Genomic DNA, 18,433 nt, shown 5'->3' with positions numbered 1-18,433 from the left:
CCGGAATGCGTACCGTCAAGGGACGGACCGACCGGGTGGTCGTGGTCGGCGCCGGGCTGGGTGGGCTGGCCTGCGCGCTGCACCTGGCCGGCAGCGGCCGGCAGGTGACAGTGCTGGAACGCGAGCCGGTGCCGGGCGGGCGCGCCGGGCGGCTCAGCGTCGACGGGTACGAGTTCGACACCGGCCCGACAGTCCTCACCATGCCCGACCTGATCGCCGAGGCGCTCGGCGCGGTGGGCGAGGAGCTGACCGACTGGCTCGACCTGACCCCGCTCGACCCGGCGTACCGCGCCTACTACCCGGACGGGTCGACGCTCGACGTCATCACCGACACCACCCGGATGGCCGCCGAGATCGCCCGCGTCTGCGGCCCCCGGGAGGCCGACGGCTACCTGCGTTTCGTCGAGTACGCCCGCAACCTGTGGCAGTGGGAACGGGCCGACTTCATCGAGCGCAACCTGGACGCGCCGACCGACCTGCTCACCGGCAACCTGCTGAAGCTGTTCGCCAGCGGCGCCTTCCGGCGGCTCCAGACGAAGATCAACCAGTTCTTCCGCGACCCGCGTACCCAGCGGATCTTCTCCTTCCAGGCCATGTACGCGGGCCTGTCGCCGCACGACGCGCTGGCGATCTACGCGGTCATCGCGTACCTCGACTCGGTGGCCGGGGTCTGCTTCCCGCGCGGCGGCATCCACGCGGTCTCGCGTGGGATGGCCGGCGCGGCCGAGAAGCACGGCGTGCAGATCCGCTACGGCACCACGGTGACCCGGGTGGAGACCGCCAACGGCCGCGCCACCGGCGTCGTCACCGCCGACGGCGACTTCATCCCCGCCGACACGGTCGTGCTCAACCCGGACCTGCCGGTCGCCTACCAGGACCTGCTGCCGCCCAGCCGGCAGCGCAAGCTCACCTACTCGCCGTCCTGCGTGGTGCTGCACATCGGTTCGACGCAGGGCTATGGCAAGATCGCCCACCACAACATCCACTTCGGGCGGTCCTGGAAGGGCACGTTCGACGAGGTGATCCGCCGAGGCGAGCTGATGACCGACCCGTCGCTGCTGGTGACGAACCCGAGCCGCACCGACCCGTCGGTGGCGCCGGCCGGCAGGCACACCTACTACGTGCTGGCCCCGGTGCCGAACCTGGAACGGGCGCCGTTCGACTGGACGGGCGACCTCACGCAGCGGTACGCCGACCAGCTCGTCACCACTCTTGAGGAGCGCGGCTACGTCGGCTTCGGCGACGGCATCGAGGTGATGCGGGCCGTCACCCCGGCCGACTGGGCGGCGCAGGGCATGGCCGCCGGCACCCCGTTCGCCGCCTCGCACAGCCTCTTCCAGACCGGCCCGTTCCGCCCCTCCAACCTGCACCGGACGCTGGAGAACGTGGTCTTCGTCGGCTCCGGCACCCAGCCGGGCGTGGGGGTGCCGATGGTGCTGATCAGCGGCAAGATCGCCGCGGCCCGGATCACCGGGGCGATGTCGTGAGCGAGCGGGAGACCCACCTGGTCGAGCTGGTCGACGACGACGGGCTGGTGATCGGCGAGACCACGGTGGCGACCGCCCACCAGCCACCCGGGCGGCTGCACCGCGCCTTCTCGGTGCTCCTCGTCGATCCCGACGGGCGGGTGCTGTTGCAGCAGCGGGCCGCGGTCAAGACGCGGTTCCCGCTGCGCTGGGCGAACTCCTGCTGCGGACACCCGCTGCCCGGTCAGTCGCTGACCGAGGCCGCCAACCGGCGGCTCGCCGAGGAACTCGGCGTCGACGCGGTCGACCTCACCGAGGTGGGCGTCTACCTCTACTACGCCGAGGACCCGGCGACCGGACGGGTCGAGTTCGAGTACGACCACGTGCTGCGCGCCGACGTACCCGCCGACCTGGTCACGCGGCCCGACCCGGACGAGGTGGCCGACCTGCGCTGGGTCGACCCCGGCGCGGTGGTGGCCGACCTGGACGCCCACCCCCGCGAGTACGCGCCGTGGCTCGGCGGCGTGGTCAACCGGCTGCTGCACCCCACCGACGCGTCCCGGCCGGGCGTACCGGCCACCGAGGCACCGGAGCGGTCGGGTGGCCGATGAGGCGCTGAGCGCGGGGGCCGTCGCACGCCGACTGGGCGTGGCGGTCACCACGCTGCGTACCTGGCACCAGCGCTACGGTCTCGGCCCCAGCGAGCACGTACCGGGCCACCACCGGCGGTACACGCCGGCCGACCTCGCCCGCCTGGAGATCATGCGCCGGCTGACCACCGAGGGGGTCGCGCCCGCCGAGGCCGCCCGCTGGGCCCGGCAGGCGCCGGCCGTGCTGCCTCCGGAGCGGCTCGGCCTCAAGGCACGGGCCTCGACGGTACGCGACGGCGGCGGCACCACCATCCCGGTCGGCCGGGCCGGGCCGGCGGCGCGCGGGCTGGCCCGTGCCGCCATGCGACTGGACTCGGTGACCATCGGCCGGACCATCGCCGACGCACTGGCCGCCGACGGGGTGGTGGCGACCTGGGAGGGGCTGCTGCGGCCGGTGCTCGCCGGCATCGGGGAGCGGCACGCCGCCACCTCCGCGCTGATCGAGGTGGAACACCTCATGTCCCGGTGCGTCTCCGAGGCGTTCGCCACAGTGGCGCGGACGTACCCGATGACCGGTCCGCCCCGGATCCTGCTCTCCTGCGCCGACGAGGAGCAGCATTCGCTGCCGCTGGAGGCACTCGCCGCCGCGCTGGCCGAGGTCGGTGTGAGTTACCGCATGCTCGGTGCCCGCGTACCGGTGCCGGCCCTGGTCGAGGCCGTCAACCGGACCGGTCCGGCGGCCGTGGTGCTCTGGTCGCACATCCGCGCCACAGCCGACCCGTGCCAGCTCACCGCGCTGCTGGCGGTGCCACGCCGGCCGCTGCTGGTGCTCGCCGCCGGGCCCGGCTGGCGGGCCGACTCGCTGCCGGCCGGGGTGGTCCGGCCGGTGGACCTGGCCGAGGCGTTGTCGCTGGCCGTGGCGGTACGGGACTCGCTGGACCAGTCGACGACAAGCTGAGCCCCTCTCCCGTTCCGGGTCGGCGTCCACTACGGTCGGAAAGTCCGTCTGACCCCGACCCCTCCGGGAGCGACGAATGCGTCCACGCGCCCTGTCGGCGCTCGCCCTGGGCCTGGTGCTTCTCGTCACCGGCTGCGGCGAAGCCGGCAAGTCACCCGAGAAGGCCGCCGCACCGCCGTCGGCCTCGGCGTCGCCGTCCCCGACGCCGGTGACGAAGCCCTCACCGACCCCCACCACCCCCGCGAAGCCCAAGCTGCGCCCGCTGCCGAAGAAACTGCCGGCGGGCCTGCACCGGGCCAGCGGGAGCAACGGGGTGGCGCTCACCTTCGACGACGGGCCGGATCCCCGCTACACCCCGCAGATCCTGGCCCAGCTCCGGGCGGCCCACGTGAAGGCCACCTTCTGCGTCGTCGGCAAGCAGGCCAAGCGCTACCCGGAACTGGTGGCCCGGATCGTCCGGGAGGGGCACCAGCTCTGCAATCACAGCTGGCACCACGACGTGAACCTGGGCCGGCGCTCCGCCGCCGAGATCCGATCCGACCTGGAACGGACGAACGAGGCCATCCACGCCGCCGCGCCCAAGGCGCCGATCACCTGGTTCCGCCAGCCCGGTGGCCGCTGGACGGCCGAGGAGGTCACGATCGCCCAGCAGATGGGCCTGCGCCCGCTGCACTGGAGCGTGGATCCGCAGGACTGGGACCACCCACCGGCGAAGACGATCATCAAGCGGGTGAAGGGCGCCACCCGGCACGGCTCGGTCGTGCTGATGCACGACGCGGGGGGCGACCGGGCCCAGACGATGGCCGCCTGCCGGCACCTAATCCCGGACCTGAAGCGGCGGTACGGCATCGCCCTGCCGCGCTGACCTGCGGTTTTGCCCGGCTCCACGGCCGTGCCCATACCGGTTTTGTCGTCCGCGCAGGCATGACATATGCTTCTCCTGCCTCCGGCGGGGCCGGATGGGAGCAAGTCCGCTTGAAGTTGCGAGTGTGCAATGATGGCGGGGCCGCCCTCATCGTCTAGCGGCCCAGGACGCCGCCCTTTCAAGGCGGTAGCACGGGTTCGAATCCCGTTGGGGGCACGGTCCGGCTCGCGCCGGATGCAACACCAGCCAGGTCCTGTGGAGCAGTTGGAGTGCTCGCCGCCCTGTCAAGGCGGAGGTCGCGGGTTCAAGTCCCGTCAGGACCGCAAGCGCTGACGCCGCGCAGCTCGATGCGCGGCGTTCTGCGTATCGGCCCGTGCGGTAGCATGTGCCGAGCACCACGGCCAGGTAGCTCAGTTGGTACGAGCGTCCGACTGAAAATCGGAAGGTCGGCGGTTCGACCCCGCCCCTGGCCACATAGCCTTTCGCCGGGCTACAGGAGCGCCGACCAGCGGGAACGCAGGTCGGCGTTCTGCTTTGTGCGCTAGAAGCCTGCCTGTCCGGTCTGCCCGTTACCTTTTTGCTTCGATCCGGCGCCGTCGCATGGACACAGCGACCAGTCCGGCGGCGAGAACTGTCAGCACGGCACCGCCCACGAGCCACAGACGGCCCGGCACCTGTGCAGGTGCCGGTAAGGCCGTGACGAGCGTCGGGGCGGCTGCGGGCGCGGACGGTGTGGTCTGCACCTGCGCAGGTGCGGCGGTGATTCCCGCGCACAGCCCGGTGACGCCGTCGCGGGAGTTCACGCGGTACCGGGTGCCGGTGCGGAAGTCGTAGCCGCAGCTCTCCTCCTGGCGGCCCACCCTCAGCCGGAGCGTGGCCCCTGCCCGGAGGCTGCCCTTCTCGACCGATTCCACCGCGAGCTGGACCCCGGTGTCCGTCACCTCGGTGATCGTGCCGACGACGATGAGGTCGGCACGCTCGTCCGCGCCGGTGCGCGCGCAACTGCACGCCCAGGCCGGCTCCGCCGGTGAGGCGACCACGACGAGGCCGAGGCTGAGGGCGGTCAGGGCGAGCAGAATCGCGGCGCGCAGCTTCACACCGATACCGACGCTCGGACGGCCCCTGTGGTTCCATCGGCCGGGTGCATCGCGACGGAGGCACCGCGGCGTGGAGCGGGCACTCGCGCGACGCGTCCCGCGTCTACGGTGAGCGGGCCCGCCGAGTGGCGGACAGGATGCCACCGGAAGGCCACGTGTGCGTGCGCTGCGTACGGCTCTGACGCCGGTCCTCGTACTGGCCGTGATCCTGCTCGGCGGGTGTGGCCGGGTCTCGGGGCTCCTGGACCGAGTCTCCCTGTTCCATCCGGTCTGGGCCGCCGACGGCTGGGTCTACTACCTGCGGGAGGTGACCTCGACCTCGGGCTCGGGAGTAGCCGAGGTGTGGCGGCAGCGACCCGATGGGAGCGCCGAGGAACCCGTTCTCAAGCGCGCGCCAGCGGTATCCACCTGCGAAGCGGGCTTGTTCAGCTTCCTGTTCGCCGGCCCCGGCGGCGACCTCGGGGTGGCCCTCGAATGCGGCTGGGACGAAACCGAGCTGCTCAGCTACTCGCCCGCCGACAGGACGTTCGAGCCTCTGGCGTCGACGCGTTTCCTCGCCGAAGCCGCACTCGTGAACCGTGGCGGCGGGGGATATGTGGAGGCGCCCCGGGAGTGCGGTCCGGGGGGAGTCCAGTTGCTCGCCGACGGGAAGGCGTACGAGTTCGGCTCTCCGGTGACGGTGGGCGGAGTGACCTTCAACCTGAGCGGCGGTGACACGGATTGCGAGTCGACGGTGCTGGCGCGGTCGCCTGCGGCGCTGGGTGAACGGCTGTTCTTCATCACCGCACCCGACTCCCTCGGCAGGTTGCCGCTGCCGCCCGAGGTGAGTCCGGACGATCTCACCTGGCACCTGACGGAGTGGGCCGTCGGATCGGCCACAGCCAGGTTCATCACGGAGCTTCCCGGCCTCGCCGACCTGGCGGTGTCGCCGGACGGCCGGTCGGTGATCGCCGCCGTCGCGTCGGACCACGTGGGCGGGGTCTGGTCGGTCGACGTCCGCACCGGGAAGAAGACGAGGATCGCCGGCGGCGCCCGCGCCTACCACCCGAGCTTCTCGCCGGACGGGAAGCGGTTCGTCTACGTCGAAAAGCTCGAACGGCTGAAATTCGCCGAGGCACGGTAGCCGCCGGCGCACGAAAGAGGTCCCCACCGGCGTGCAGGCCGGTGGGGACCTCGTGGCATCCGGCTCAGACAGCGGCGGGCTGCTCCGCCGCGTCCGAGGCGCAACAGGCGCTCTCGGTCGCCTTCGCCAGCTGCGGCGAGTCGGCCTTGACCGTGTAGACCTCCCACGGCTCGTCGCCGGGGCCGCGTACCCAGACCTTGTCCTGGAGCGCGTAGCAGCACTCGGTGTCGTTCTCCTCCAGCGTGATCAGGCCGGACTCGGTGAGGCGGTTGGTCGCGGCGTTGACCTCCTCGGTGGTGGACACCTCGACCCCGAGGTGGTCCATCACCGTCGGCAGGCCGGGCTCACCTTCGAGGAGTACGAGCTTCAGCGGCGGGTTCTCCACCGCGAAGTTGGCGTAGCCGGGGCGGCGCTTGGCCGGCTCGACGCCGAACAGCTTGCTGTAGAAGGCCACGGAGCCTTCGAGGTCGGACACGCGCAGGGCGAGCTGGACGCGGGACATGGGAACCCCCTGTCTAGATGTTTATCGAAGCAGTCTCCACCCTGCCTCTTGATTCGAAGTCTGTCAACCTAGAGAAATGTCGAAACAGGCGCGGATGTTCGAGACCCTCGACCTCTTGCGCGAATAGGTTTGCGCTGCAAACCTATTTGGGTCACAGCGCTACGGCTGCCGGGAGGAACCATGCCGTCCGAGTCACCCCGCGAGGACGATGCCCAGGAACTGCTCGCCTCGATGACCACCCTCCGCCGGCAGGCGCGGGCGGCCCGTCAGGCGTACTGGCTTCCGCTCCTGCTCTTCGGGGTGCTCATCGCGGCGGCCGCGCCGCTGTACGTGGAGTCGGCGGAGCCACCCGCGCTGCGCGCCGGGTCCGACGGTCCTGTCCTGACCGGTCTCGGCGGCGGCTTCCTGGAGAAGTCGACCGCTCTGGGCTGGTACTGGCTGGCCGCGCTCGTCGGCGGCTACCTGGCCGGCCTGGCCTGGTACCGCTGGCACGGCCGGCGAGCGGGCGTTCAGACCCCGACCCGTGCGTACGTCATCGCCGGCATCGCGGGCACACTCGTCGGCCTCACCCTTCCGGTCGTCCTGGAGTTCCTGCTGTTCAACACCAGCGCACCCGTGTCGGGCGGCACCAGTTGGCTGACCGGTCCGCTGCTCGGCCTCGCCAACCGGGGCATGCTGCCGCACCTCGTGATCGCCGTGGGCCTGGCGGTCCTCGCCCACCTCGAACGCAGCCGTAGCCTGTGGGTCGTGGTCGGGCTCTACACCGTCGTGCTCGTCGCCGTGAACGCCTGGTTCCAGGTCTCCGACCTGCAACCGGGTGATCTGACCCGGTTCAGCTTCATGCTTGCGGCCATGCTCCCGGCACCGGTCCTGCTGATCGGCGGGGGTCTGACGCTCGCCGCCGCGAAGAAGCAGCACAATGGGTACGCGTGAGCACCGTGGACGACCCTCGCGCGGGCGGGCCATTCCCGACGAACGGTCTCGACGACACGGTCCACCAACGGCACCGGCTCGGCATCCTGACCATCGCCGCCGAAGGCGAGCGGGTGGAGGTGGCCTATCTCCGGGAGGCCCTCGAACTCACCGCGGGCAACCTGTCCCGGCACCTCACCGTGCTGGAGGAGGCACGCCTGATCCAGGTGGAGAAGGGTTACCACGGCCGTCGTCCGCGGACGTGGATCCGGATCACCAGGGAGGGACGTCAGGCCCTGCAGTCCGAGATCGCCGCCCTCCAGGAACTCCTCCGCCGCCACCAGCAGGCCGCACAGCCCTCCACCTCGGCCGGTCCGGACGACTTCCCACCCGCGTGACGCCCTCCCCGGTCACCCGATCCCGGACGGACGGGCGGCGGGACCGGCGGCGGGCGGTCAGGTCTCTGGGGGGCGGCGGTTCTGGGTGGGGCTGCCCTGGATCGCCTCCCAGACGCTCCGGCCGGCCTGCCGGAGTGCCTGTCCGGCCTGTCCCGCCAACTGTGCCGCCTCGGCGGCGGCGCTCGCCGGCTGGCCGGCCCCGCCCGGGCGCTCCGAACCGCGCTTCTTCTCGGTGGGACGTTCCGCCGACGGGCCCGCACCGGCGCCCTGCCCCGATCCGGCGGCACGCTCGGACTCCGTCCGCGCCGGGCGCCCGGGCGGCTCGGGTGCCTCGATCGGGCCGGACACCGCCGGAGCGGTGCGCTCGACCACCTCGCCGGCTGCGGCCACCGTACGACCGGTCTGGTCCACCACCGGCGCGGCGAGCCGGTGCACGTCGTCCAGGGTGACACCGGCCGAGCGGGCCAGCGCGTCGATCAGCTGCGGGTTCCGGTCGATCGTGGTCAGCGCCCGGTCCAGGATCTGCACCAGCTTCTCCAGCCGTACCTTGAGCAGCGCCTCGGCGCTCACCCCGGTGATGTCCAGCTCGACGCCCTCCAGGTGCACCCGGACTCCGGCGTCGAGCTGGAGCAGGTTGGCCAGCCGGGCGCGCAGCGACAGGTCGGCGTCGAGCCCGTCCACCGCGAGCCGGATCTCGTCGACTGTCAGCTCAGGCACGTCGAGCAGGACGTCCGGCTCCGACTCGGGACCGGCCGGCGAGCCGGTCAGTTCGTCACCGGGGTCCGGCACTGGTTCGGTGGCTCGGCTGTCGGTCATGCTCCCCGCTCTCCCATCGGTCCGATCGGCCGCGGTTACCCGCTTTCCGGTACGGCATCCGTCGCCCACCCCCACCTCGCGGATGCCCGCCCTGACCTCCCGGAAGCCCCGCCGGGGCACCTCCCGGAAGCGCCGTCGCGCCTTGCGCAGAGCGCCTGTCCCACCACTCAGCGCTGTCGGGAACCGGTGTTCCCGGTGTCCGGAAGCGGGCGGAACGGAAGCTGCACACCGAGACATGAGCCGGTATGGTCCGGACCTATGGGACAGGAGATGGCCGATCCGGATGAGGTCCGGCAGGAATCCGACCGCTTCTCCCTCCGCAGCAGCCTGCTCGTCCCGGCATCCGCCGAGCGGGCGTACGCCGTCTTCACCGGCGCGCTCGCCGACTGGTGGGTGCGCGAATACACCTGGTCCGGCCCGGAGGCGCTCGCCGCGATCGGCATCGAGCCGCGGGCCGGCGGCATGCTCTACGAGATCGGCCCGTACGGCTTCCGCAACGACTGGGGCCGCGTGCTGACCTGGGATCCGCCCCGGCGCCTGGTGTTCACCTGGCAGATCGGCCCGGACCGGGTGCCGGTGCCGGATCCGGCGCGGGCCAGCGAGGTGGAGGTCCTGTTCCACGCCGGCGGTCCGGAGCGGACCCGGGTGGACGTCGAGCACCGCTACTTCGACAGGCACGGCACGGCGGCCGAGGGCTACCGCGAGGCGCTCACCGCGGGCTGGCACGAACTGCTCTGCCGCTACCTGGCGACCGTCGCCCGCACCAGCGCCTGACCCGCACCGACCGGACAGCAGCCCGTCAGCCGGCGATACCGGGCGCCGCGCCGGTCCCGGCCACGCCGGTGCCACCGAGGTCGGCCCGGCGGCCGGCGTCCGCGCCGGAACCGAAGCCACCGCCCGCCAGCCGCCGTCGCGGGGCGGTGCGCAACCGGGGGTACGCCTCGGCGACCCGGCGCTGGACCCGATCGGAGCGGTCGGCGAGCACCAGAGCCGTGGAGGTTCCACCCGACTCCGCCACCGCCTTGCTCTCGGCCGCGCGCAGTCGTTCCGCGACGACGTACGCGAACCCGGCCAGCCAGGTACGCCGGAACGCCGCCGGGTGCTCCCCGGCCGGTACGACAGCACCGGCGAGCCCGTGCGCGGCCTGCACCAGCAGCGAGGTGAACAGCAGCTCGACCCGTTCCAGGTCGCTGGCGAAGCCGAACAGGTGCATGACGAAGCCGTTGCCCTGCCGGCGGCGTACGCATCGGCACCGCAGCGGTTCGGCGACCGCCGCGAGCAGGCCGGCCTTGTCCCGGGCGTACGGCGCGACCACGTCGACGGTCCGGTCACCGACCGGGTCGGCGGCCGGGTCGCGGGCGGCGAGCAGCGCCCGGTCGACGCCGTAGCGGGCGATCAGCTCGGTGGCCTTGGCCATGAAGGCGGCCGACTCGGCGGGCGTGCAGGCCGGGTCCTCGGCCTGGGCGAGCAGCTTGCGCACCTTGCTGAGCATCGCCTCGGACATGCACCCAGAGCTACCACAGCCGAGGGGCCGGGCCGCGCGCCGGGCTCAGTCCGACCGGCTGCGCAGCGTGGCGATGGTCGACCCGGCGAGCGTGAGCAGGCAGTCGGGCAGCAGCCCGTCGGCGGCCGCCGCCCCGAACAGCGCCTCGCCGGTGTCCGCGTCGTCGTTGGCGCACGCGCTGACGAAACGGGCCACCCAGCGGGTGTCGTAGTCGGCCTGGTCGATGCCGGGGAAGTCGAGGGCGGCGCCGCCGCCCGGGGTGTCGTCGCCGAGCATGGTGGCGGCGAGGCACCACGCCACTCCGTACGCCCCGGCGAGGCCGGAGCGGTCCACCACCGCGTCGAACGTGCCCACCACGCCGGCGCCGTCACCGGCGAGGGCGGAACGGAGCACGGCGGTCGCGTCGTCGAGCGTCTGCTGTGCTTCGTCGTTCACCCGCGGAACAGTATCGCCGGGGGTCAAGCCGTGACCCGGAAACGGCTCGTCGACCACGCAGAGTGATACCCGCAGTCGGGGTGCCGACGGAGCCGACTCCACAGTCCCGCATGCCGCGCGAGCACGCTAAGGTGCGCAGCGGACCTTCGCCGGAGGAAGGACGACCATGCTGAGAACACGCACGTCGCGCGCGGCCCTGTCCATGGCCTGCGCGGCGCTTCTGCTCGCCACGAGCGCCTGCGGGAGCGACGAGCCGGAGGAAACGCCTGCCACCCAGGTACGCCTCTACGGCACCGACGGCAACATGCTCAATTCGTACGCCGCGGAACTCAAGGACCGCGCGGACCTGGTGAACGGGATGAAGGGCACCACGCCCCTCACTCCGCTTGCCGAGAGCTTCAAGGAGCGACTACTCGCCGTAGACCCGAAGCTGGGTGACTTCCTCTACTCCGCCGAGTCGTACGACGCGGTGGTGATCAGCGCGCTGGCCGCCCAGCTCGCCGGCACCACCGCTCCGGCCGAGATCGCCAAGCAGATCGTCGGGGTGACCACCGGCGGTGAACGCTGCGACGACGTGACGGCCTGCCTCCAGCTCGCCCGCGCGGGCCGGGACATCGAGTACCGGGGCGTGTCGCTGACCCGCGCCGGGTTCACCGACACCGGCGAGCCGGCCACCGCGAGCTACGGCACCATGCACTTCGACAACCAGAAGATCGACGACAGCAAGACCGAGTTCGTCGGCGCCGGTGAGGAGTCGGGGGCGAGCACGAAGGCCCCGCCGCGTGGGCGCAAGCCGCGCGACGGCAAGGCGAAGGACGCCCCGCTGGTCCTCGGCGGGCTGCTGCCGAAGACCGGTGACCTGGCGCTGGCGAACCCGCCGCTGGCGGCCGGCGCGGCGCTCGCGATCCGTGAGGTCAACGCCGCAGGTGGTGTGCTCGGCGAGCCGGTGAAGTGGATCGAGGGCGACGACGGCACCAACCCGGAGGTCGCCAAGGCCACCGTCGCCTCGCACGTCAGCAAGGGCGTCCAGGTCATCATCGGCGCGGGCGGCTCCGGCATCTCCCGGGCCGTACTGCCGGACGTGGTGGCCGCCGGCCGGATCCTGTTCTCCCCGTCGAACACCGACGCGGGGCTGAGCGCTGTGGACGACAAGGGCCTCTACTTCCGTACCGCGCCGCCGGACAGCCTCCAGGGCCGCGCGCTGGCCGACGTGATGCTCCGGGACGGGCCGCGCAAGATCGCGATCCTGGCCCGTAAGGACTCGTACGGCGAGGGCCTCCAGGAGAACGTCCGCTCGGAGCTGGAGAAGGCCGGGATCGGCGCGGACCGGATCAAGCTGCTGACCTACGAGCCGCCGGCCGACCCGAAGACGCCTGTCGACTTCAGCGGCACCGCCAAGGAGATCAAGGCGTTCGGCCCGGAGGCGCTGCTGCTCATCGGCTTCGCCGAGTCCGCGCCGGCGATCACCGCGCTGGACGACGCGGGAGTCGACATCAAGCACTGACGCGTACCGACGCGAAGGGCCGCACCGGGGAGACCGGTGCGGCCCTCGTCGTCTCTCCCGGGCTCAGCGGGCCCGGCGCCGGTCCAGGAACTCGGTCATCCGCCGGTGTTTCTCCTCGTCCTCGAAGAGCACCGCCTGGCTCAGCAGGTCCAGCTGCGGGTGCGCGGCCGCCGGGGCGTCCACCGCCATCTTGGTCAGCCGCAGCGCCAGCGCGGAGCCCTTCGCCATCTCGTCGAGCAGGCCGTGCGCGGTGGGCAGCAGCTCCGCCGGGTCGGCCACCACCCGGTTCACCAGCCCGATCCGCAGCGCCTCCTCGGCGTCCACCCGCCGGCCGGTGAACAGCAGCTCCTTGGCCCGGGCCTCACCGATCAGCGCCGGCAGCCGGTAGGTCGCGCCCGCGCCGGCCAGGATGCCCAGCCGCACCTCGGGCTGGCCGAACACCGCTCGGTCCGTGCACACCCGGAGATCGCAGGCGTACGCCAGCTCGGCGCCGCCGCCCAGCGCCGGCCCGTCGACTGCGGCCACGGTGGGCATCGGCAGCGCCCGGATGCGGGCGAAGACGCCCTGGTTGATGGCGGCCAGCGCGTCCAGCCGGCCACGCTCCCGGAGCTGGGCGATGTCGGCGCCCCCGGCGAAGATGCCCGCCGTCCCGCCGGTGAGCAGCAGCAGCCGGGGACGCGCCTCCAGGTCGGCGCAGACCGCATGCAGCTCACCCACCAGGTCGGCGTCGATGGCGTTGCGCTTCTCCGGCCGGTCCAGCGTGACCACGAGCCGGTCCGGCAGCTCCTCGATCCGCAGCCCGCTCACTGTGCCGGCCTGTCGTTCGCGACTGCGGGGCTCGCAAGCTCACTCCTCGCGCTCACTGCTTCACGCCGTCCTTCCACGTGTAGAAGCCCCGCCCCGACTTCTTGCCCAGCTTCCCGGCGGCCACCATCTCGACGAGCAGCGGCGGCGGCGCGAAGCGGTCCCCGTACGCGGCCTGGAGCGTGCGCGCGATGTCGAGCCGCACGTCCAGGCCGACCAGGTCGGTCAGCTCCAGCGGGCCGATCGGGTGCCGGTAGCCGAGCACCATCGCCTTGTCGATGTCGGCCGGGCTCGCCACCCCGTCGGCCACCATCCGGATCGCCTCCAGGCCGAGCGTGACGCCCAGCCGGGAGGTGGCGAAGCCGGGCATGTCGCGTACGACGACGGGGTCCTTGCCGAGCCGGGCGGCGAGCGCGACGGCCGCCTCGGTCGTCTCCGGCGCGGTGGCCGGGCCGACCACGACCTCGAGCAGCGCCATCGCCCACACCGGATTGAAGAAGTGCAACCCGACGAAGTCGGCGGGGCGGTCCAGCCCGGCGGCCAGTTCGGCGATCGGGATGCTGGAGGTGTTGCTGCCCAGCAGCGCCGGCCGGCGGCTCTCCGCCTCGCGCAGGACGGCACGCTTGAGGTCGAGCCGCTCGGGCACCGCCTCCACGATCACGTCGGCGCCCTCGGCCACCTCGGCGAGCCCGGCCCGGAGCGTGACGCGCTCACGGTTGGCGGTGGCGGCCTCCTCGGTCAGCTTGCCGCGCTGCACGCCCCGGTCCCACAGCTCGCCGAGCCGGCGCAGGGCCTCGGCGCCCCGGGCGGGGTCGACCTCGACCAGTTCGACCGCGTACCCGGCGCCGGCCGCCACGTACGCGATGCCGAGGCCCATGGTGCCGGCCCCGACGACCACAAAACGACCACTCATCGACGTCCCCTCGCCGCGGCGGGGGCGCGCGGGGTCTCCGCCGCCGGGCCCGTCCGCTCGCTCGTTCCTGCATGCGACCCTATGCATGGCCGGGCCGCCGGGATGCGTGGGGGCGGAGCGGACGGGGTAAGGACGGCCCTCAACGCCGACGGAAGGAACGAGATGAGCCAGGCACCGGAGAGCGCGGAGAGCACCGAGACGGTCGAGACCCGCGGCGACGAGCGGGTGGACCTGCTCCGTGCGGACACCAACAACGACGGCAAGACCGACGTGTGGGTGGTGGACACCGACGGCGACGGCAAGGCCGACCTGTTCCAGTTCGACACCGACGGTGACGGCAAGGTGGACATCACCATGGTGGACATCGACGAGGACGGCACGCCGGACGAGGTGGTCGACGGCGACGGCGGGCTGCCCCCGGAGCAGACCACCCCCACCGTCCAGGTCTGAGCACGTAAGGAAGGGCCCCTTCTTAACGCCTAGGCGCTTGAAAGGGGCCCTTCCTAACGCCGCAGCTCCAAGGTGGCGAGGTAGTAGGGGTGGTCGGTGTCGTCCACGTCGGTCAGTCGCCACTGTGAGCCGTGGACCAGCTCGGCGAACTCCTCGGGCGAGCAGACCAGGTAGTCGAACCAGTCGGTGCCGAGCAGCCGGTAGCGCAGCCGCAGCCGTAGTTGCCCGCCGATCCGGCCCCGCCGGCGGTTGCGCTCGTGGTAGGCGGTGTGCACCGGGTCGGTGGTCCCGTACGGGTCGGTGCCGTGGGCGATCACCCGGGCGCCGGGACGGGCCAGCGCGGCGAGCGCCGCGAGCATCGCCGGGGCGCGTTCCCGCCCCTCGAACAGTCCCAGGTTGTTGCCGAGCAGCAGGAACGTGTCGTACCGGCGGCCGTCGGCGGCGTGCTCGTCGACTGTGCCGTGCACCAGGTCGCGTACGCCCCGGTGCCGGCTGACCCGCAGCGCCCCGAGCGAGGTGTCCAGTCCGGTGACCGGTACGCCCCGGTCCTGGAGGTGCAGCGCGATCCGGCCGGCGCCGACGCCGACGTCGAGCACGTGTCCGCGTACCCGGTCCACGGCCCGGTGGTCGTGCGGCTGCCACCGCTGCGGCGGGTCCAGGTAGTGCTCGGCGGGCGCGCCGTTGACCAGCCCGTCGTCGCGCTCGATGATCTCGATGACCGGGCGGGGCAGGCGACCGCCGGCCATCGGGCGCGGTCCGATCCCGGTGGCGACCGCGTACGCGTCGCGGATCATCTCGCCGAACACGTCGCCGATCTCGGGTTCCCCGGTCATGCCCGCAACGCTATCCGGGGGTCGGCGGCGCCGTCGCCGCCGTATCCTTGGCGGCGTGACCGACCTGGACCGCCTGGCGGCGGAGAAGTACGTCCTGCTCACCACGTTCCGCAAGGACGGCCGGGCGGTGCCGACTCCGGTGTGGGCGGTACGCGACGGCGACGGGCTGGCGGTGTGGACGGTGGCCGACTCCGGCAAGGTGAAGCGCATCCGGCGCGACGGCCGGGTGACGGTGGCCCCGTGCGACGTGCGCGGCCGGCCGCACGGCGAGGCGGTGCCGGGTCACGCGACGATCGCCGACCCGGAGAGCACGAACCGGGTCCGAGGGCTGCTCAAGCGGAAGTACCGGCTGATCGGACGGCTGAGCCTGTTGGGCAGCCGACTGCGCCGGGGTGAGCGCGGCACTGTGGGGCTGCGGATCGTGCTGGACGGCCCGGGGCGCGACTGAGCCCGGACACGATCAAGGGCGGCGCCGCGACGGCACCGCCCTTGATCGGAACGCCGGAGAACGCCGGTTCGTCAGTCTCCCTGGCGCTGCTGGGGGATCTGCCCCTGCAGCAGGGCCCGAACCTCCGACTCGCGGTAGCGGCGATGGCCGCCCAGGGTCCGGATGGCACTGAGCTTGCCAGCCTTGGCCCACCGGGTCACCGTCTTCGGGTCGACACGGAACATCGACGCCACCTCGGCCGGTGTGAGTAGCGGCTCAGGTTCGTGCGTTCGCGATGCCATCGGGGTCACTCCTCCACATGTATAGACATCGGCCGGGGTCCCGCCGGCCGACGCGTCTCCCATGGTCCGGCTAGTCCCCGATGTCCGACATGGGCCGAACGGCTGAAGGTCCCTAGACGGACGGATGAAGCATGCCCGATTTTTACGACTTTTATGCCGCAGAAACTACCTTATTCGGACTCATGATCACGGTTCGTGACGCATCAACTACGAGACACTCTCGTGTCCAAGGCCACTTAGCAGGGCAAACCGGGCGTCAGTTGCACCGTTCGAGCAGCTGCACCGCGCGCCAGCGGGCGACCAGCTTGTCGTACGCGGCGGACGCCTCCTCGGCCTCGCCCCGACCCAGTCCGGACAGTCCGGTGGCCACCAGCTCGGTCGAGTCGTCGGCTTCGAGCGTCTCGTCCGGCAGCAGTTGCACCAGGCCGCCGTAGTCCAGCTCGACCACCGAGCGCGGGTGGAACTCCTCCAGCCACCGGGCCGCCTCCTCGACCGCCTCGGTGATGGGCGCCTCGCCGATCGACTTGCGCAGCACCGACAGCGCCCGGGACGCCCGGCGGCGCGCCTTGGAGATCTCGGTGCGGTAGCGCAGCGCCCGCCGCTCCGGCTCGGTGACCAGGTGCCGCTCGCCGGCCTCGAACAGCACGAACCAGCGCAGGGGCACGCCCCAGGTGGCGATCTGCTCGTGCACCCGGGGCACCCCGTGCTCCAGCACCCGGGCGCCGCTGCGCCAGTCCTCCACCACGGCCTTGGCCTGCCCGGCGAGCACGGGCGGCACGAACGCGTCGGCCAGCACCGAGGGCACGCCGTCGCGGGCGCTCAGCGCCGCCTCGGCGACCCGGATACGCAGGTTCCAGGGGCAGACCAGCAGCGCGTCGTCGGACTCCAGGACGTACGCCTCGTCGGGCAGGTCGGGCAGCCGGGTCCAGCCGGCGCCGAGCGCCTCGATCACCGCCGTCCGCTGCCGTACCGGTCCCTCCAGCGGGGCGATCGCGCGGCCCTCGCTGACGTACCGGCGCCAGTACGACTGCCGGTCCCGGTCGAAGGCGGTCAGCGGCTCGTACACGCGCAGGTATGAAGCGAAGAGCGACGGCACGGCGCGATCCTCCCACGAGACGGGACCGCCCGTCGCCGCCCTCGGGCCCGTGGCGTGACATGCGCGACAGTACGGTTCGGGCCGATATTAGGCTCAACGACACCGGCAGCATCCCGCCGGCGTGCCACCCGGGTTCCGCGCCCCACAAGGGCGCACACCGACACAGGAGTCAGCCATGGGCGTATTCGCCAGTACCGACGACCCCGTCTCCACGGGGCATGAGCAGGTCGTGTTCTGCCAGGACAAGCAGTCCGGCCTGAAGGCGATCATCGGGATCTACTCGACCGCGCTGGGCCCCGCGCTCGGCGGCACCCGGTTCTACCCGTACGCCAGCGAGGCCGAGGCCCTCGCCGACGTGCTCGACCTCTCCCGCGGCATGGCCTACAAGAACGCCCTGGCGAACCTCGACCTCGGTGGCGGCAAGGCGGTCATCTGGGGTGACCCCGAGCAGATCAAGAGCGAGGCGCTGCTGCGCGCGTACGGCCGCTTCGTCGAGGCGCTGAACGGCCGCTACTACACCGCCTGCGACGTGGGCACCTACGTGGCGGACATGGACGTGATCGCCCGGGAGACCCGCTACGTGACCGGCCGCAGCGTGGAGCACGGCGGCGCGGGCGACTCCTCGATCCTCACCGCCTGGGGCGTGTTCCAGGGCATGCGGGCCGCCGCCGAGCACGTCTGGGGCAGCCCGACGCTGGCCGGCCGCCGGGTCGGCGTGGCCGGGCTGGGCAAGGTCGGCAAGTACCTGACCGCCCACCTGCTCGACGACGGCGCCGAGGTCGTGGCGACCGATGTCAGCCCGCGCGCCCTGGAGTGGGCGCGCACCACCCACCCGCAGGTCACCCTGGTCGACGACACCGAGGCGCTGGTCACCTCCGACATCGACGTGTACGCCCCGTGCGCGCTCGGCGGCGCGCTGAACGACGACACCGTGCCGGTGCTGCGGGCGAAGGTGGTCACCGGGGCGGCGAACAACCAGCTCGCCCACCCGGGCATCGAGAAGGTGCTCGCGGACCGGGGCATCCTCTACACGCCGGACTACGTGGTGAACGCCGGTGGCGTGATCCAGGTGGCCGACGAGATCGAGGGCTTCAACTTCGACCGGGCCAAGCTGCGCGCGACCCGGATCTTCGACACCACCCGGCAGATCCTCCAGCTCGCGGACGACGAGGGCGTGCCGCCGGCGGTCGCCGCGGACCGGCTCGCCGAGCGGCGGATGGCCGAGGTCGGCCGGCTGCGCACGATCCATCTGCGGTGAAGCTCACCTCCGGGGGCGGGGCGGCGCTCCACCCCCGGAGGCGGCGCGCGTTAAGCTGATTCTCGGGCTCGTTAGTACCGGTATGTCCGGTGTCATGGCCAGCCCCGGGGCTTACCCCTTACCCGGTACACTTTGTGACGGCTGGACCACTGCGACGCGCAGGTCCGGTCGACGGTGACC

General features: G+C 72.3%; 22 protein-coding genes and 3 tRNA genes. 15 read left to right on the top strand and 10 right to left on the bottom strand.

Annotated elements, in window-relative coordinates; all coding sequences use genetic code 11:
* Nucleotides 1-5 precede the first annotated feature (5 nt).
* From crtI to MICAU_RS01210, 7 genes are all read left to right on the top strand, one after another.
* Nucleotides 6-1,487, top strand: coding sequence for a phytoene desaturase family protein (gene crtI / locus MICAU_RS01240; protein ID WP_030273421.1), 1,482 nt, complete (start codon nucleotides 6-8; stop codon nucleotides 1,485-1,487).
* A complete protein-coding gene (gene idi / locus MICAU_RS01235; RefSeq protein ID WP_013283449.1) occupies nucleotides 1,484-2,077 on the top strand; it encodes an isopentenyl-diphosphate Delta-isomerase in 594 nt (197 codons plus the stop codon). Before crtI ends, idi begins: the two co-directional genes overlap by 4 nt.
* Nucleotides 2,067-3,014 carry a MerR family transcriptional regulator gene (locus MICAU_RS01230; RefSeq protein ID WP_013283448.1) on the top strand — a complete coding sequence of 316 codons (948 nt, stop codon included), beginning with the start codon at nucleotides 2,067-2,069 and terminating at the stop codon, nucleotides 3,012-3,014. The genes idi and MICAU_RS01230 overlap by 11 nt, the downstream gene beginning before the upstream one ends.
* 76 nt (nucleotides 3,015-3,090) lie before the next feature.
* Entirely contained in the window at nucleotides 3,091-3,879 is a 789-nt protein-coding gene (locus MICAU_RS01225) for a polysaccharide deacetylase family protein (RefSeq protein ID WP_013283447.1), read from the top strand.
* A 143-nt stretch (nucleotides 3,880-4,022) separates the two neighbouring features.
* Nucleotides 4,023-4,095, top strand: a tRNA-Glu gene (locus tag MICAU_RS01220).
* A gap of 33 nt (nucleotides 4,096-4,128) precedes the next feature.
* Nucleotides 4,129-4,202 (top strand) — tRNA-Asp (locus MICAU_RS01215).
* 76 nt (nucleotides 4,203-4,278) lie between these two features.
* Nucleotides 4,279-4,352, top strand: a tRNA-Phe gene (locus MICAU_RS01210).
* Nucleotides 4,353-4,448: 96 nt separating this feature from the next.
* Here MICAU_RS01210 and MICAU_RS01205 read toward each other — a convergent pair.
* A complete protein-coding gene (locus MICAU_RS01205; protein ID WP_013283446.1) occupies nucleotides 4,449-4,976 on the bottom strand; it encodes a hypothetical protein in 528 nt (175 codons plus the stop codon).
* Nucleotides 4,977-5,178: 202 nt separating this feature from the next.
* Between MICAU_RS01205 and MICAU_RS01200 the strand changes: the two genes are divergently transcribed.
* Nucleotides 5,179-6,099: a TolB family protein gene (locus tag MICAU_RS01200; protein WP_232236750.1), complete on the top strand. Its 921-nt coding sequence runs from the start codon at nucleotides 5,179-5,181 to the stop codon at nucleotides 6,097-6,099.
* Nucleotides 6,100-6,163: 64 nt separating this feature from the next.
* Here the strand turns inward: MICAU_RS01200 and MICAU_RS01195 are convergent, their stop codons facing one another.
* Nucleotides 6,164-6,601: an ArsI/CadI family heavy metal resistance metalloenzyme gene (locus MICAU_RS01195; protein WP_013283444.1), complete on the bottom strand. Its 438-nt coding sequence runs from the start codon at nucleotides 6,599-6,601 to the stop codon at nucleotides 6,164-6,166.
* A 180-nt stretch (nucleotides 6,602-6,781) separates the two neighbouring features.
* Between MICAU_RS01195 and MICAU_RS01190 the strand changes: the two genes are divergently transcribed.
* On the top strand, nucleotides 6,782-7,534 hold the full coding sequence (locus MICAU_RS01190; RefSeq protein ID WP_013283443.1) for a hypothetical protein: 753 nt from the start codon (nucleotides 6,782-6,784) through the stop codon (nucleotides 7,532-7,534).
* Complete coding sequence (locus MICAU_RS01185; RefSeq protein WP_013283442.1) at nucleotides 7,531-7,911, top strand: winged helix-turn-helix domain-containing protein; 381 nt, start codon at nucleotides 7,531-7,533, stop codon at nucleotides 7,909-7,911. The genes MICAU_RS01190 and MICAU_RS01185 overlap by 4 nt, the downstream gene beginning before the upstream one ends.
* Before the next feature lie 57 nt (nucleotides 7,912-7,968).
* Here the strand turns inward: MICAU_RS01185 and MICAU_RS01180 are convergent, their stop codons facing one another.
* Complete coding sequence (locus tag MICAU_RS01180) at nucleotides 7,969-8,727, bottom strand: hypothetical protein (RefSeq protein ID WP_013283441.1); 759 nt, start codon at nucleotides 8,725-8,727, stop codon at nucleotides 7,969-7,971.
* Between the two features lie 258 nt (nucleotides 8,728-8,985).
* On the opposite strand from MICAU_RS01180, the gene MICAU_RS01175 reads away from it, so the two are divergent.
* The gene (locus MICAU_RS01175) at nucleotides 8,986-9,501 is read left to right on the top strand and encodes an SRPBCC family protein (protein ID WP_041784039.1); all 516 of its coding nucleotides are present in this window, start codon (nucleotides 8,986-8,988) and stop codon (nucleotides 9,499-9,501) included.
* A 25-nt stretch (nucleotides 9,502-9,526) separates the two neighbouring features.
* Here the strand turns inward: MICAU_RS01175 and MICAU_RS01170 are convergent, their stop codons facing one another.
* Together MICAU_RS01170 and MICAU_RS01165 are read right to left on the bottom strand one after the other, a co-directional pair.
* Nucleotides 9,527-10,231, bottom strand: coding sequence for a DUF2786 domain-containing protein (locus MICAU_RS01170; RefSeq protein WP_013283439.1), 705 nt, complete (start codon nucleotides 10,229-10,231; stop codon nucleotides 9,527-9,529).
* Nucleotides 10,232-10,276: 45 nt separating this feature from the next.
* Complete coding sequence (locus MICAU_RS01165; RefSeq protein WP_013283438.1) at nucleotides 10,277-10,666, bottom strand: hypothetical protein; 390 nt, start codon at nucleotides 10,664-10,666, stop codon at nucleotides 10,277-10,279.
* Between the two features lie 166 nt (nucleotides 10,667-10,832).
* Between MICAU_RS01165 and MICAU_RS01160 the strand changes: the two genes are divergently transcribed.
* Nucleotides 10,833-12,170 carry an ABC transporter substrate-binding protein gene (locus MICAU_RS01160; RefSeq protein WP_013283437.1) on the top strand — a complete coding sequence of 446 codons (1,338 nt, stop codon included), beginning with the start codon at nucleotides 10,833-10,835 and terminating at the stop codon, nucleotides 12,168-12,170.
* 63 nt (nucleotides 12,171-12,233) lie between these two features.
* On the opposite strand, the gene MICAU_RS01155 is transcribed toward MICAU_RS01160, so the two are convergent.
* Both MICAU_RS01155 and MICAU_RS01150 read right to left on the bottom strand, forming a co-directional pair.
* Nucleotides 12,234-12,977: an enoyl-CoA hydratase/isomerase family protein gene (locus MICAU_RS01155; protein ID WP_013283436.1), complete on the bottom strand. Its 744-nt coding sequence runs from the start codon at nucleotides 12,975-12,977 to the stop codon at nucleotides 12,234-12,236.
* Nucleotides 12,978-13,029: 52 nt separating this feature from the next.
* Nucleotides 13,030-13,887: a 3-hydroxyacyl-CoA dehydrogenase family protein gene (locus tag MICAU_RS01150; protein WP_013283435.1), complete on the bottom strand. Its 858-nt coding sequence runs from the start codon at nucleotides 13,885-13,887 to the stop codon at nucleotides 13,030-13,032.
* A gap of 162 nt (nucleotides 13,888-14,049) precedes the next feature.
* Here MICAU_RS01150 and MICAU_RS01145 point away from each other — a divergent pair, with 162 nt between their 5' ends.
* Nucleotides 14,050-14,337 carry a hypothetical protein gene (locus tag MICAU_RS01145; protein WP_013283434.1) on the top strand — a complete coding sequence of 96 codons (288 nt, stop codon included), beginning with the start codon at nucleotides 14,050-14,052 and terminating at the stop codon, nucleotides 14,335-14,337.
* Nucleotides 14,338-14,390: 53 nt separating this feature from the next.
* On the opposite strand, the gene MICAU_RS01140 is transcribed toward MICAU_RS01145, so the two are convergent.
* Complete coding sequence (locus MICAU_RS01140; RefSeq protein ID WP_013283433.1) at nucleotides 14,391-15,170, bottom strand: class I SAM-dependent methyltransferase; 780 nt, start codon at nucleotides 15,168-15,170, stop codon at nucleotides 14,391-14,393.
* Nucleotides 15,171-15,225: 55 nt separating this feature from the next.
* Between MICAU_RS01140 and MICAU_RS01135 the strand changes: the two genes are divergently transcribed.
* A complete protein-coding gene (locus tag MICAU_RS01135) occupies nucleotides 15,226-15,618 on the top strand; it encodes a PPOX class F420-dependent oxidoreductase (protein ID WP_013283432.1) in 393 nt (130 codons plus the stop codon).
* A 71-nt stretch (nucleotides 15,619-15,689) separates the two neighbouring features.
* On the opposite strand, the gene MICAU_RS01130 is transcribed toward MICAU_RS01135, so the two are convergent.
* Both MICAU_RS01130 and MICAU_RS01125 read right to left on the bottom strand, forming a co-directional pair.
* Nucleotides 15,690-15,899, bottom strand: a complete 210-nt coding sequence (locus tag MICAU_RS01130) for a BldC family transcriptional regulator (RefSeq protein ID WP_007073996.1) — start codon at nucleotides 15,897-15,899, stop codon at nucleotides 15,690-15,692.
* Nucleotides 15,900-16,155: 256 nt separating this feature from the next.
* On the bottom strand, nucleotides 16,156-16,995 hold the full coding sequence (locus MICAU_RS01125; protein ID WP_013283431.1) for a DUF8083 family protein: 840 nt from the start codon (nucleotides 16,993-16,995) through the stop codon (nucleotides 16,156-16,158).
* A gap of 175 nt (nucleotides 16,996-17,170) precedes the next feature.
* Between MICAU_RS01125 and MICAU_RS01120 the strand changes: the two genes are divergently transcribed.
* The gene (locus tag MICAU_RS01120; RefSeq protein ID WP_013283430.1) at nucleotides 17,171-18,253 is read left to right on the top strand and encodes a Glu/Leu/Phe/Val family dehydrogenase; all 1,083 of its coding nucleotides are present in this window, start codon (nucleotides 17,171-17,173) and stop codon (nucleotides 18,251-18,253) included.
* Nucleotides 18,254-18,433 lie beyond the last annotated feature (180 nt).

The organism is Micromonospora aurantiaca ATCC 27029 (assembly GCF_000145235.1).
GTDB lineage: Bacteria > Actinomycetota > Actinomycetes > Mycobacteriales > Micromonosporaceae > Micromonospora > Micromonospora aurantiaca.
The sequence above is the reverse complement of the archived record's forward strand: the minus strand, read 5'-3'. Positions and strand labels throughout refer to the sequence as shown.